We start from the raw sequence: 12,156 nt of genomic DNA, 5'->3' as shown, positions 1-12,156 counted from the left end.
CTCAGGCTCAGCCGAGGCGGGCGACCAGGTCTCGGTACTCGTCCCACAGCTCGGTCGGCGTGTGCTCGCCGAAGAGCTCCAGGTGGGCCGGGACGAGCGCGGCCTCCTGACGCCAGATGTCGGCGTCGACGGTGAAGAGCAGGTCGAGGTCCTCCTTCGCCAGCTCCAGGCCGTCCAGGTCGAAGCCCTCGACGGTCGGCAGCACGCCGATCGGGGTCTCGACGCCCTCGCCGGTGCCCTCCAGGCGCTCGACGACCCACTTCAGCACGCGGCTGTTCTCGCCGTAGCCCGGCCAGACGAACTGGCCGTCGGCGTTCTTGCGGAACCAGTTCACGTAGTAGATCTTCGGCAGCTTGGCGGCGTCCGCCTGGGCACCGATCTTCAGCCAGTGGGCGAAGTAGTCACCCATGTTGTAGCCGCAGAACGGCAGCATCGCGAACGGGTCGCGGCGCAGCTCGCCCACGGTGCCCTCGGCGGCAGCGGTCTTCTCGGAGGCGATGTTGGCGCCCAGGAAGACACCGTGCTGCCAGTTGAAGGACTCCGTCACCAGCGGGACGGCGGTGGCGCGACGGCCGCCGAACAGGATCGCCGAGATCGGCACGCCCGCCGGGTCCTCCCACTCGGGGGCGATGGTCGGGCACTGCGCGGCCGGGACGGCGAAGCGGGCGTTCGGGTGGGCGGCCGGGGTCCCGGACTCCGGCGTCCAGTCGTTGCCGCGCCAGTCGGTGAGGTGGGCCGGCTTCTCGTCGGTGAGGCCCTCCCACCAGACGTCACCGTCGTCGGTGAGCGCGACGTTGGTGAAGACGGTGTTGCCCCAGAGGGTCTCGATCGCGTTGGCGTTGGTGTCCACGCCGGTGCCGGGGGCGACACCGAAGAAGCCCGCCTCGGGGTTGATGGCGTACAGGCGGCCGTCGGCGCCGAAGCGCATCCAGGCGATGTCGTCGCCGATCGTCTCGACCTTCCAGCCCGGGACGGTGGGCTGGAGCATCGCCAGGTTGGTCTTGCCGCAGGCGGACGGGAAGGCCGCCGCGACGTACTTGGGCTCCGAGTCGCCCGCGGGGCCCGCCGGCGGGGTGAGCTTCAGGATGAGCATGTGCTCGGCCAGCCAGCCCTCGTCACGGGCCATGGTCGAGGCGATGCGCAGCGCGTAGCACTTCTTGCCGAGCAGGGCGTTGCCGCCGTAGCCGGAGCCGAAGGACCAGATCTCCCGGCTCTCCGGGAAGTGCGAGATGTACTTGGTGGTGCTGCACGGCCACGGCACGTCCGCCTGGCCCTCGGCGAGCGGGGCGCCGACGGTGTGCACGGCCTTGACGAAGTCGCCGTCCTCGCCGAGCTGGTCGAGCACGGCCCGGCCCATGCGGGTCATCACGCGCATCGACACGGCGACGTAGGCGGAGTCGGTGATCTCGACGCCGTAGGCGGCCAGCGGGGAGCCGACCGGGCCCATCGAGAACGGCACGACGTACATGGTGCGGCCCTTCATGGCGCCGCGGAACAGGCCCTGCTCGCCCTGGAAGATCTCGCGCATCTCGGCGGGAGCCTTCCAGTGGTTCGTCGGGCCGGCGTCCTTCTCCTGCTCGGAGCAGATGAAGGTGCGGTCCTCCACGCGCGCCACGTCCGAGGGGTCGGAGGCGGCGTAGTAGGAGTTGGGTCGCTTCTCCTCGTTGAGCTTCTTGAAAGTGCCCTGGGCGACGAGCAGATCCGCGAGGCGCTGGTACTCCTCCTCGGAACCGTCGCACCATTCGACGCGGTCCGGCTGGGTGAGCTCCGCGATCTCGCTCACCCAGGCCAGCAGGCGCTGGTGGCGGGTGGGCGCGGCGCTGAGAGCAGCCGAGTTCTCGTTCGACACGATCGCTCCGTTTCACGCCATCCCGGCGGGGAGACGGCGTAGCGGGGGTTGAGGGTGCTTCGAGCGTAGCTCCGGACCCCCGCCCCCAACGCGGCAGATCGGCAGAGTTGACGCATCTTTTACTACAGTACGGATGATTACCAGCCAGTAGGACAACACCTTCGGCACCTCCGGAGGCCGATCAACCCCCCTTCCAATGCTCCAAAACGTCCAAGTCGTGATGAGCGCCACTTCCTACGGCCGGGTAACCTACGGACCCGTAGGTAGCGGGTAGCATGCCGCTCATGACTGCTGAGCTCCTGGAGAGCACGGGGCGTGCCGAGCACAAGCCGAAGTGGCGCGGCTGGCTGCACGCCGGAATGTTCCCCGCCACGGTGGCCGCCGGGATCGTACTGATCTGCCTGGCCGAACCGGGCCCCGCGAGGATCGCGTGCGCGATCTACTCCGTCAGCGCCTGGCTGCTGTTCGGGGTCAGCGCGGTCTACCACCGCTTCCACTGGGGCCCGCGCGGCGACGCGATCCTGCGCCGGCTGGACCACGCGAACATCTTCCTGATCATCGCGGGCACCTACACCCCGTTCACCATCCTGCTGCTGGACGGCGCCGCCCGGCAGGTGCTGCTCTGGGCGGTCTGGGGCGGCGCGCTGGCGGGGATAGCCTTCCGGGTCTTCTGGGTCGGCGCGCCGCGCTGGCTCTACACGCCGGTGTACCTCGCGCTGGGCTGGGCCGCCGCGTTCTTCCTGCCGGACTTCCTGCACACCGGCGGCGTCGCGGTCCTGGTGCTGATGATCGTCGGCGGCGTGCTCTACAGCATCGGCGGCGTGGTGTACGGGCTCAAGCGGCCGAACCCCTCACCCCGCTGGTTCGGCTTCCACGAGGTGTTCCACGCCTTCACCCTCGGGGCCTTCATCACGCAGTACGTCGGGGTCTCACTGGTGGCCTACAGCGCGGCCGGCTGAGCCCGGCGCCCCGTGACGGGCGGTCGGCCGGTCGTGCGACCGGACGGCCGCCCGTTCCGCCGTCCACTCCCGGACCGGGTGCTCGTGCGCCCGGTCGTGCGGCGTGCGGTCGTACGCGGCCCGCTCGTGGGTCCCGTCGTGCCGGCGCTCGCGCGGCCGGTCGAGGCGCTCGTGGGTGTGCGGGACGTGGACCGGCCGCCCGGCCTGGCGCGCGTCGATCGCCTCCCGGGCCCGGCGGCAGCGCTCGCAGTGCGCCGCGTCCACCCTGCCGGCGGGCGGGCGCTGCCCGCGCGGAGACGACCGGCGGTCCGGCTCGGGCGCCCGATGGAGCAGCTGCCAGCGCCGCCCCACGTAGACCATCAGCAGCAGTACCTCGACCCCGGCGACCACCAGCACCAGTGCGGCACCGTGGATCAGGTAGGCCGCGACCACGGCCAGCGCCGAGCCCACCACCGCCGCAGCGCCCCAGATCTGGGCACCCGACTCCCGAACGGCCATGACGGCTTCTCCTTCCTGCGCCGGGCTCGTGGTCGGCCCCTGCCGCCCCACCCCTTCTCCGCTCTCGGCACGCGCCGATCCGCACTGACCGACGGCCACATCGTATCTACCGACAGTCACTCGCAGCCGCCGGAAAGCGGCGAACGACAGATCAACGTTGCGTCAATTCCCCGTGCGGAACGAGCACTTCCAGGACACATCACGGAGCGTGACCGAAGCTGACGCCTTCCGGACATTGACGGCGGCCATCTTTTGAGAGTTACTGTCATTTGACAGAGACTCCCTTTGCCGGCCCCGGAGGTTTTCCCGTGCCAACTCCGCCCGTCGAGCCCACCGCGTCCCCGGCGTCCGCCGAGGACCGGGCGGCCCCGCCCGGCCCGGACCCACGGCGCTGGCTCGCGCTCGTCGCGGTCGCGCTGAGCGTCCTGGTGATCAGCCTCGACATGACGGTGCTGAACGTCGCCCTGCCCACGCTGGCCTCGCAGCTCGGGGCCACCACCGGGCAGCAGCAGTGGATCGTCGACTCCTACACCGTGGTCTTCGCCGCCGTGATGCTCCCCGCCGGGCTGATCGGCGACCGCTTCGGCCGCCGCTTCACGCTCACCCTGGGCCTCGCCCTGTTCGGCCTGGCCTCGGCGGTCGGCATGCTGGCCGACAGCCCGGCCACGCTGATCGCCGCCCGCGCCGCGATGGGCCTGGCCGGCGCGCTGGTGATGCCGATGTCGATGGCGGTGATCCCCGGCCTCTTCCCGCCCGGCGAGCAGCGGCGCGCCACCGCGATCCTGGCCGCCTCGCTGGCCGTCGGCACCCCGCTCGGCCCGCTGATCGGCGGTTTCATCCTCCAGCACTACTGGTGGGGCGCGATCTTCGTGATCAACCTGCCGCTGGTGGCCATCGGCATCGCCGCCTGCGTCCTCCTGCTGCCGGAGACCCGCAACCCCATCGCGCCCCCGATCGACGTGCCCGCCACCCTGCTCGGCGCCGGCGGACTGGCCGCGCTCACCTACGGCATCATCGAGAGCCCCGAGCGCGGCTGGGCGGACCCGCTGGTGCTCGGCACCGTCGGCGGCGCGCTGGTCGCGCTCACCCTGCTGGTCCTGCGCAGCCGGCGCCAGTCGGCGCCGATGCTCGATCTCTCGCTGCTCGCCGACGCCGCCTTCCGCTGGTCGACGGTGGCCGCGACGCTGGTCTCGCTGGTCCTGTTCGGCGCCTTCTTCGTGCTCCCGCTGTACTTCCAGAGCGTGCTCGGCGCGGACGCCTTCGGCACCGGACTGCGGCTGATGCCGATGATGCTCGGCCTGATGGTGGCCGCCCGGCTCAGCGACAAGCTGGTCGCCCGCAGCAGCCCCCGGACGGTGATCGTGCTGGGGCTGGCCCTGCTGGCCGCGGCCCTGCTCATCGGCAGCCGGACGGAGGTCTCCGACGGCTACGCCCTCGCCGCCGGCTGGCTCACCCTGCTCGGGGTCGGCATGGGCCTGTCCCTGATCACCGCGCAGGCCACCGCGCTGCTCACGCTGCCGCCCGCCCGGGCCGGGGTCGGCTCCGGGCTGCTGCAGACCTTCCGCCAGGTCGGCGGGGCGATCGGGGTGGCCGTCTTCGGCAGCCTGCTCGCCAACGTCTACCGGGGCGCGCTGGACACCGGCGGGCTGGCGGCTGGCGCGGCCGACCAGGCCGGCCGGTCGGTGGTCGCGGCCGACGCGGTCGCCGCCGCGGCCGGCGACCCGGCGCTCGCCGCCTCCGCGCACGGCGCCTATGTGCACGGGATGACGGTGGTGCTGCTGGTCTCCGGGGCGATCGCGGTGCTGTCGGCGGTGCTGGTCGCGGTGCGGATGCCCGCCGTCGAACCGGCCGGGCCCGCCGGGCCTCCTGTCCCGGAGACCGGCCCGGTGCCCGCGACCGATCACGGATAATCGAAGACATGAACGCAACGCGGCCGGCGACGGCACCTCCGGCGGCACCGGGCAACCCGATCCAGGTGATGCTGGAGGCGCCGCTGTCGCTGCGCGAGCGGAAGAAGCTGAAGACCCGCCAGACCATCCGCCGCGAGGCGTACCGGCTGATCGCCGAACAGGGGTACGAGAACACCACGGTGGACCAGATCGCGGCCGCCGCCGAGATCTCCCCGTCCACCTTCTTCCGGTACTTCGCCACCAAGGAGGACCTCGTCCTCACCGACGAGTACGACCCGGCGATGATCGAGGCGCTGCTCGCCCGACCTTCCGACGAACCGTTTCTGCGTTCCTGCCGGGAGGCCGTCATCGGCATGATCCGGCACCTGCTGGAGCACGAGCGCGAGGAACTGCTCGTCCGGATGCGGCTGGTCAGGGACGTCCCGGCGCTGCGCGCCCGGATGATGGACAGCGCCAACGACCCGCGACAGCTCTACCTCACCGTCCTGACCCGGCGGGCCGGCGTCCCGGAGCCGACCTTCACGATGCGGATCGCCGCCACCGCGCTCGCCGCGGCCACGACGGAGACGGTGCTGCAGTGGGCCGAGTCCGAGGGCGCCGAGGACATCGCCGACCTGGTCGACCGCACCTTCGCCGTCCTGGAGAACGGCTTCGCCGGCCTGTAGGGCGCGGCGGACGGCGGGGCCCGGGGCCCCGCCGTCCGCCGCGCGTTCTCCGTCGTCCGCGCTCCGACGTCCGCGCTCCGACGTCCGCGGGCTACCCGTTCCGCAGGGCCGTCCGCCGACGCAGGGCCACGCCCGCGCCCGCGAGCGCGGTGGCGCCCAGGGCCGCGGCCGCCGTCACGGCCGGCAGCGCCGTACCGCCCGCCGTCCGCTCGGCGGCGGGCTCGTAGCCGCCGCCCCGGCCCGCCCGGTCGTACGCCGAGCCGGGCAGCTTGTCGCCGTACCGCTGCCGGACCAGACCCTGGTACGCGGCCAGGCTCACCCCGGCCTCGCCCACCGAACGGCGCGCCTCGTCGTCCAGCGGCAGCACCCGGCCGTCGCGCAGCACATACCAGGCGTTGATCTGCGGCTCGCGGAACGCCGTTCCGCCGCCGCCCTCCGCCGCCCGCTGCGCGTAGTCGCCCTCGTCGCCGCCGGTGGCGATGTTGACGACCCGCCAGCCGCCGCCCTGCTTCACCGTCCAGACCGAGGCGACCCGGCCGTCGGCGGCCACCACCCGGCTCGCGGTGAACTCGGCCCGGGCCACCGGGGCGCCCGGCGTGCCGGACACGAAGGCGGCGTCCAGCGTGTACACCGGCACGGTGTCCCCGGCCAGCCGGGGTGCGGTGGCGGCGGGCGCCGCCTCCTCGGCCGCCCCCGGGGCGAGCCTGCCGGTCGGCGGGAGGCCCTCGCGGGCGAAGAAGCGGCCCACCTGGTCGAGCACGGCCGGGTTCTGCACCGCGCCGCGGGCCTCGGCCAGCTCCGCGGCCGGCACCGGCTCGGGCACCCCGGCGCCACCGGACCCGCCGACCGCACCGGCCGGCCCTGCGGCGGACGCGGCCGGCGCGAGCGCCAGACCCAGACCGGCGGCGAGCAGGACGGCCGCCGCGCCGCGGACCAGCGCGGCCCTCTGCATGCTGCTCATGTCGCCCCTCACGCGCCGATCCGGTACAGGGAGTGGGTCCAGGAGAACGTGCCGTTCGACACGTAGTAGGTGTAGTCCGCGCAATGGTTGCGCGGATGTAGGTTCGGTAACTCTTTGCCTGCTGACCGTGCAACCTGCGGGTTCGTCGAGGTGCGGGCCGGTCCGGCTCGTGGCCTGGCCCGACCGCCGGCCGGGCGGGCACACGAGGTGGCGGGAAGCTTTGGGCGGGGTCCTGCCGGTGGTGGGGTCGGGCATGGCCGGGGGGCCGTAAGCTGTTGCGACTCGGTCAGGGCTCTTTGGGCCTGACCGCAATTTGGCCGAGTGGCCCCCCGGGTTTGCCCGACGCGGGTCCCGCCAGCGGTGGGTGCGTAAAGCTTCCCGCCACCGGCCCACGCCAATGCGCGGCAGCCCGAAACCCGAACGACCCCGTCGCGCTGGGGGCACGACGGGGCCTAGGAGCGGCGCGGGCTCAGGCTGGGTCGAACACGCCAGCCCGCACGGCGTCAACGAACGCCGCGAAGCTCTCCGCCGGAAAGATCAGCGCGGGCCCCTGAGGGTCCTTGGAGTCACGGACGGGCACGACGCCGGGGTAGTTGGGTGCTACCTCAATGCAAGTGCCACCGTTCTGGCTGTAGCTCGACTTGAACCACGCGGCCTTGGATAGGTCATGTTCGGTCACGTCAGTTCCCTTCGCGTGTCGCGGATCAGATCCAGAGTCGCCGTCATGGACAGCGCCTCTACCTGGAGACGATCGTAGGCCCTCTCCCAACTGGCCACAGTCTCAGAGTCGTGGATCACGAAGCCTCGGTCTGCGGACTCCGTGTAGCCCGCAACCGTCCGATCCGAAAATGTGAGGAGCGTGACAACGCCGCTGAACGGCAAAGGGTCGGCGAGAGAAAACGGAGCGACCTGGAGCAGTATGTGAGGCCGCTTGGCCAGGGCAGTTAGATGATCGAGCTGTTCTCTCATGACCTCGGCTCCGCCGGTCCGCCGCCGGATACCGCTCTCGTCGATCACCGCATGGACCATCGGCGGCGTCTTCCGCTGATGGAGCTTCTGACGAGAGGCAAGGAAGATCAGCCGCTCATCGGCCTGGGCCTGCGTGATGTTTCCGCGACGGACACTTGCCGAGGCATGCGCAGCAGCGTAAGCGGGGGTCTGTAGCAGGCCGGGGATGATGCTCGGTTCGAAGACGCGGATCTCGGCGGATCGCGCCTCCTGGGCGGCGTGCTCCGGGAATCCCGGTAGGGCTGAACGCTTCACGCCCCACCACATCAGCTCAAGCGTTTGGCCGGTGCCGAGGGCCTTGTCGGCTGCCTTGGCGAACTTGAGCGAGGGAGACTTGCGACCAACTTCCACTGCCGAGATGTACGTCCCGGAGTACCCCATCACCTCGCCGAGTTCATCCTGCGTCAGGTTAGCCGCGTCACGTGAGCTGCGAAGCTGTGCTCCGAAGGCCGCGCCTGCGGACTCCGCTGGGTCGAGCTTCTTGCGGTTCAACTCCCCTCCTCTACTTGCACTTTGGCGCCAGACAGGTTGAACGGTTCCCGAGCATAGGCCACATTGAAGGCTCCCGGTAGCGAAGCGACTACGGAAGGGAGCGGCGTTATGTCGGGAAAGAACTCGGGTTCGGCCAGGCTGGACTACCGGCCGGAACTCGGGGAACTCGTCCGGGACTTGGCTCACCGTGGTGCCGTCGGCGCCTACATGGGTACCGTGGGAGGCCAGATCTACCTGCGGCGGCCGGACGGCGGGATCGAGTGGACTACCTATCCCAGCGAGATCGAGCCGGCGGCCTCGGCTGACGGCCCGCCCACGGTGACGGTGACCGGCGCGGCCTGACGGGCAAACCGCGCGAAAGCTCCCGCTTCGGCGGCTCGGCGTCGGGAATCAACGAGCCGCTGGGGCGGGGTCCGACCCTGGGACGCGCTTCGTGGGAGCAGCGTATCCCTGGGTGGGCGTTCTGGTCCTCGTACGGCCTACGAGCGCCCAGCCTCTCGCGGCCCGGTGGACGCGTGAGGCGGCCGGTCCTGAGCGACCCCCCGCGCGCTCGGGACCGGCAAATCAATGCCGCGCCTACCTGGGGCTGTCCGGGCAGATGCGGTGAACGGTCTCGCTCACGGTCGCATCCCCCGATCGCCGTGGGCGAGACCCCCAAGACGGGCCCCTCCCGCACGGGGGTGTGGGAGGGGTCTCCAACCCCGAGTTGAACCCCCATGGAGCCCAAGTGGCCAACACGACGAGTACGCCCATGGCGAGGATCGAACCTCGTCGACGGGTGGGTGCCCTGGTTCTCATCCGGACCCAACAGGACGATGTGCTGTTGCTGAAACCCGCCTACCGGCCGGACTGGTTGCTTCCCGGAGGAGGGGCGCACCCCGGCGAACCGATCGCCTACGCTGCCGCCCGCGAGTTGGCCGAGGAACTCGGCCTTCGCCGAAGGATCACCCATGCGCTGGCGATCGACCACGTTGCCGCCAACCCCGACACGCGGCACTCCGAGGGCCTGAACGTCGTCTGTGACGGTGGCCTGCTGTCCAACGCAGAGGCGGCTGCGCTCTCCGTGCCGCTGCGGGCGGCCAGTGAGATCGAGGCACTGGCCTGGGTATCTCCGAACAAGCTGTCGGACTACGTGGCGCCGTTCATGGAGTACCGCATCCGTGCCGCGTTCGCCGCCGCTGCTAGCGGCTTCCGGCTCCCGTTGCTCTACAACGGCGAACCGGCGGACTGCGCGGCCGGATAGTTCCCCTCAAAGCCCCGTGTGCACTGGGGGTGCACACGGTTGGGCCCCGCTCGTTGCTCAGACCTCCGTCCGTGCCGGGCGGGGCCCCTTGCACCGCCAGCGGACCGCTATCCCCCAAACCGGCGGCCGGCTCTGCGGAAGGAACACCCCAACCCTGGCGCGCCGACGGGATGCCCCTATATGGGGGCGCACTATTTCAACCAACCACAGAGAGAGGAAAGGAAATGTCAACGAACGGTACCGGCAATAACAGATTCATCGACCTGCCGAGCAGGTTGGAGGACGCCCTCATCAAGACCGCGAAGACACTCCCGGAATGGGAAATGGCGGGTACGTTCCTGGCGCCCTCCGCGATCGCGCAGTACCGGGCCGAGTTGGCCTCTGTCCCGCAGTTCGGCGAAACCGTCGAATCCCTGCGCGCCAAGCTGCGCACCGTCGACACCGGATACACCGTCGTGCGCCTGGGGAACATCGCCCAGGAGCTGGGGTTCGGTGAAGCGTTTCTACGCCTGGCCACCGCAATTCTCGCCGAGGTCGCGATCCCGTTCCAGCCCTTCCTGCGGTGGCCGCTGTGGAAGGAGATTGGCACCAACCTGGCGGCCAGCCCGGGAATGTCCACTGGCATCGGCTACAACGCCTTTCACATGGACCTGGTCAACGCGACCATGCCGCCGGACTACTCGGTGCTCCTGTGCGTCCGGCCTGACCCGCTTGGCGCCGGCGCGAGCATTCTGTCCGACGCCAGAGCCGCCACGGCGCGTCTCACGCCGTCAAGCCGGGCCCTTCTCGCCGACGTGGTGTACCGCTACGGCTCGTTCTTCGAGCTGTCGGATGTCGGCGAGGAGTACCGCCCGTTCCCCGTCTTGGACGGCGAACCCGATGCACGTGGGTTCATCCGGTTCACCGCCAAGATGCTCACAGGTGAGATCGACCTGACCGCAGACCACATCCGAGCAGCGAAGGACCTGGCGGACCAGCTGATCGCCGGACAGCTCTCCTTCATCCTCCAACGGGGGGACTTCCTGATCGTGAACCAGCACAAGTGGCTCCACGGCCGCGAACCGCTCGCCAGCGGCCAGCACGACGTAGCACCCGAGGAACGGCGCTTGCTCCTCCAACTGTTCATGCGTGACGCAAGCGCCGTCTGAACGGATGTCCCGAATGGGCTAGATTCGAGCCTTGCGCAGTGAGTGCCATGTGGCTCCGGCCAGGGCTTGCGTCGACCGCGCAAGCGACAGCCCTTCGCGTGCGCGGTACAACTCCCAGTTGTACGGAACGAGAGACAGTTTGTTCGAGGACAGCGACCCTGCGCGGTGGGACCTGTACACCGCAAGTGGCTCGGGCAGGCCCCGAGCCACGGTACCGTCACGCATGATGGACAACCACAGGGCGTAGTCCTGTCGCTTGCGCATCTCCGGCATCAGCCTCGTGCCGAGGACGTTGCGGTCGTACATTGCAGTGAGGGCGCCGATGTGATCTTGAATCAGCATCGCGCGGTAGTCCACGCGCTCGCGCGCCTGGACGACTCGCCCATTCGGGATGAAGTCGGCGCCCTCGCCCTCATACTCGGCGTCCATCTTGTAATATGAGGTGAATGTCAGAGGCGCGGCAGCGGTCACCGCAAATTCGATTTGTCGCTCAGTCTTGGTCGGAAGCCATAGATCATCGCTGTCCAAGAATGCGACATATTCGCCGCCGGCCCGCGCGATGGAGAGATTGCGCGCCCGGGCGGCACCTCCTCGTTCGGGCGCCGATTGCGGCAACACGCGGTCGTCCTGTCGGGCGAATTCCATGATCAGGTCCATCGAACCATCGGAAGACCCGTCGTCAGTGATCAGCAATTCCAGATCTGCATGGGTCTGCATGAGTACTGACCGAATAGCAGCGCCGAGGGTAGTCGCCGAGTTAAATACGGGCATCACCACAGACACCAACGGCACAGCAGCTCTCCTCGATAGGCCATGGGCAGGGCCGTCCAAGCCCTAGAATTCTAGTGCCTGATTGGGGCCGGCGCGCACGCTGTTGACACTGGCAAGGGCCGGCGAGGTTTCAGCTCACCGTCCGTGCGGGCAACGCGGGCGTCTGCTCACAAGAATCGAATGCCCGTCCGCGCCTCGCGCCGCGTCGCCCTGCTGGCGATCCGGCAGGGCGAGGCCTACTGCTCTCCGTCAGGGGCTTCCGCAGAAGTCGTCACATAGGTGCCTCGGCTCGGGACTGTGTGGACCAAGCCCTCCTCGCGGAGCACGCGCAACGCCGACCGAACCGTGTCCCGAGCCACGCCGAACCGGTCTGACAGCGCCTTCTCAGACGGGACAGCGCTTCCCGGAGCCAGCGCGCCAGTCTTGATCTCGGCAGCCAGGATCGCCGCTACCTGCCGAAATGGGGGCTTGGCGCCCCGGGGGTCGATTTCGCGTGCCGCCATGCGGAGCAGCCTAGACAGTTTGGCCGACCTATACCGAGCCCTACAGGGCTAGACCCAATGCCAGTGACTTTGTCCTTCGATCCTCGTTGGTTGTGGTGTGGCGAGGGTGGGGCAGGTCAAGTCGCCTGCGGGTGAGCGGTTGTCGGACC

Annotated in this window: 13 protein-coding genes; 6 read left to right on the top strand and 7 right to left on the bottom strand. The window is 69.9% G+C overall.

Going from position 1 to position 12,156, the window contains the following annotated elements; translation table 11 throughout:
* Positions 1-7: 7 nt before the first annotated feature.
* Positions 8-1,849: a phosphoenolpyruvate carboxykinase (GTP) gene (locus tag ABZW10_RS25735; protein ID WP_355369909.1), complete on the bottom strand. Its 1,842-nt coding sequence runs from the start codon at positions 1,847-1,849 to the stop codon at positions 8-10.
* Positions 1,850-2,124: 275 nt separating this feature from the next.
* Between ABZW10_RS25735 and ABZW10_RS25730 the strand changes: the two genes are divergently transcribed.
* Positions 2,125-2,808: a hemolysin III family protein gene (locus ABZW10_RS25730; protein WP_355369907.1), complete on the top strand. Its 684-nt coding sequence runs from the start codon at positions 2,125-2,127 to the stop codon at positions 2,806-2,808.
* On the opposite strand, the gene ABZW10_RS25725 is transcribed toward ABZW10_RS25730, so the two are convergent.
* Positions 2,779-3,306, bottom strand: a complete 528-nt coding sequence (locus tag ABZW10_RS25725) for a hypothetical protein (protein WP_355369905.1) — start codon at positions 3,304-3,306, stop codon at positions 2,779-2,781. The two genes, ABZW10_RS25730 and ABZW10_RS25725, sit on opposite strands and share 30 nt — an antisense overlap.
* Before the next feature lie 308 nt (positions 3,307-3,614).
* Here ABZW10_RS25725 and ABZW10_RS25720 point away from each other — a divergent pair, with 308 nt between their 5' ends.
* The gene (locus ABZW10_RS25720; RefSeq protein WP_355369903.1) at positions 3,615-5,216 is read left to right on the top strand and encodes an MFS transporter; all 1,602 of its coding nucleotides are present in this window, start codon (positions 3,615-3,617) and stop codon (positions 5,214-5,216) included.
* Positions 5,217-5,224: 8 nt separating this feature from the next.
* Complete coding sequence (locus tag ABZW10_RS25715) at positions 5,225-5,881, top strand: TetR family transcriptional regulator (protein WP_355369901.1); 657 nt, start codon at positions 5,225-5,227, stop codon at positions 5,879-5,881.
* Positions 5,882-5,972: 91 nt separating this feature from the next.
* On the opposite strand, the gene ABZW10_RS25710 is transcribed toward ABZW10_RS25715, so the two are convergent.
* The 3 genes from ABZW10_RS25710 to ABZW10_RS25700 form a co-directional block, all read right to left on the bottom strand.
* Positions 5,973-6,842 carry a hypothetical protein gene (locus tag ABZW10_RS25710; RefSeq protein ID WP_355369899.1) on the bottom strand — a complete coding sequence of 290 codons (870 nt, stop codon included), beginning with the start codon at positions 6,840-6,842 and terminating at the stop codon, positions 5,973-5,975.
* A gap of 469 nt (positions 6,843-7,311) precedes the next feature.
* A complete protein-coding gene (locus ABZW10_RS25705) occupies positions 7,312-7,521 on the bottom strand; it encodes a DUF397 domain-containing protein (RefSeq protein WP_355369897.1) in 210 nt (69 codons plus the stop codon).
* Positions 7,518-8,342: a helix-turn-helix transcriptional regulator gene (locus tag ABZW10_RS25700; protein WP_355369895.1), complete on the bottom strand. Its 825-nt coding sequence runs from the start codon at positions 8,340-8,342 to the stop codon at positions 7,518-7,520. The genes ABZW10_RS25705 and ABZW10_RS25700 overlap by 4 nt, the downstream gene beginning before the upstream one ends.
* A 108-nt stretch (positions 8,343-8,450) precedes the next feature.
* Here ABZW10_RS25700 and ABZW10_RS25695 point away from each other — a divergent pair, with 108 nt between their 5' ends.
* From ABZW10_RS25695 to ABZW10_RS25685, 3 genes are all read left to right on the top strand, one after another.
* Positions 8,451-8,684, top strand: a complete 234-nt coding sequence (locus ABZW10_RS25695) for a hypothetical protein (RefSeq protein WP_355369893.1) — start codon at positions 8,451-8,453, stop codon at positions 8,682-8,684.
* A 385-nt stretch (positions 8,685-9,069) separates the two neighbouring features.
* Positions 9,070-9,585 (top strand): NUDIX hydrolase, encoded by a 516-nt coding sequence (locus ABZW10_RS25690; RefSeq protein ID WP_355369891.1) that lies wholly within the window; start codon positions 9,070-9,072, stop codon positions 9,583-9,585.
* 224 nt (positions 9,586-9,809) lie between these two features.
* On the top strand, positions 9,810-10,733 hold the full coding sequence (locus ABZW10_RS25685) for a TauD/TfdA family dioxygenase (protein ID WP_355369889.1): 924 nt from the start codon (positions 9,810-9,812) through the stop codon (positions 10,731-10,733).
* Positions 10,734-10,751: 18 nt separating this feature from the next.
* On the opposite strand, the gene ABZW10_RS25680 is transcribed toward ABZW10_RS25685, so the two are convergent.
* Both ABZW10_RS25680 and ABZW10_RS25675 read right to left on the bottom strand, forming a co-directional pair.
* Positions 10,752-11,525, bottom strand: a complete 774-nt coding sequence (locus ABZW10_RS25680) for a glycosyltransferase family 2 protein (RefSeq protein ID WP_355369887.1) — start codon at positions 11,523-11,525, stop codon at positions 10,752-10,754.
* A gap of 215 nt (positions 11,526-11,740) precedes the next feature.
* Complete coding sequence (locus ABZW10_RS25675) at positions 11,741-12,007, bottom strand: winged helix-turn-helix domain-containing protein (protein ID WP_355369885.1); 267 nt, start codon at positions 12,005-12,007, stop codon at positions 11,741-11,743.
* Positions 12,008-12,156: the final 149 nt, after the last annotated feature.

This window comes from Kitasatospora sp. NPDC004723, from assembly GCF_040609255.1.
In the GTDB taxonomy this organism is placed as follows: domain Bacteria; phylum Actinomycetota; class Actinomycetes; order Streptomycetales; family Streptomycetaceae; genus Kitasatospora.
The sequence above is the reverse complement of the archived record's forward strand: the minus strand, read 5'-3'. Positions and strand labels throughout refer to the sequence as shown.

What these genes read in the sequence shown, in the direction of transcription:
- ABZW10_RS25730 (WP_355369907.1), top strand. Translation starts at nt 2,125, where the DNA reads ATGCCGCTCATGACTGCTGAGCTCCTGGAGAGCACGGGGCGTGCCGAG.
- ABZW10_RS25725 (WP_355369905.1), bottom strand. Translation starts at nt 3,306, where the DNA reads ATGGCCGTTCGGGAGTCGGGTGCCCAGATCTGGGGCGCTGCGGCGGTG.
- ABZW10_RS25715 (WP_355369901.1), top strand. Translation starts at nt 5,225, where the DNA reads ATGAACGCAACGCGGCCGGCGACGGCACCTCCGGCGGCACCGGGCAAC.
- ABZW10_RS25710 (WP_355369899.1), bottom strand. Translation starts at nt 6,842, where the DNA reads ATGAGCAGCATGCAGAGGGCCGCGCTGGTCCGCGGCGCGGCGGCCGTC.
- ABZW10_RS25695 (WP_355369893.1), top strand. Translation starts at nt 8,451, where the DNA reads ATGTCGGGAAAGAACTCGGGTTCGGCCAGGCTGGACTACCGGCCGGAA.
- ABZW10_RS25685 (WP_355369889.1), top strand. Translation starts at nt 9,810, where the DNA reads ATGTCAACGAACGGTACCGGCAATAACAGATTCATCGACCTGCCGAGC.
- ABZW10_RS25675 (WP_355369885.1), bottom strand. Translation starts at nt 12,007, where the DNA reads ATGGCGGCACGCGAAATCGACCCCCGGGGCGCCAAGCCCCCATTTCGG.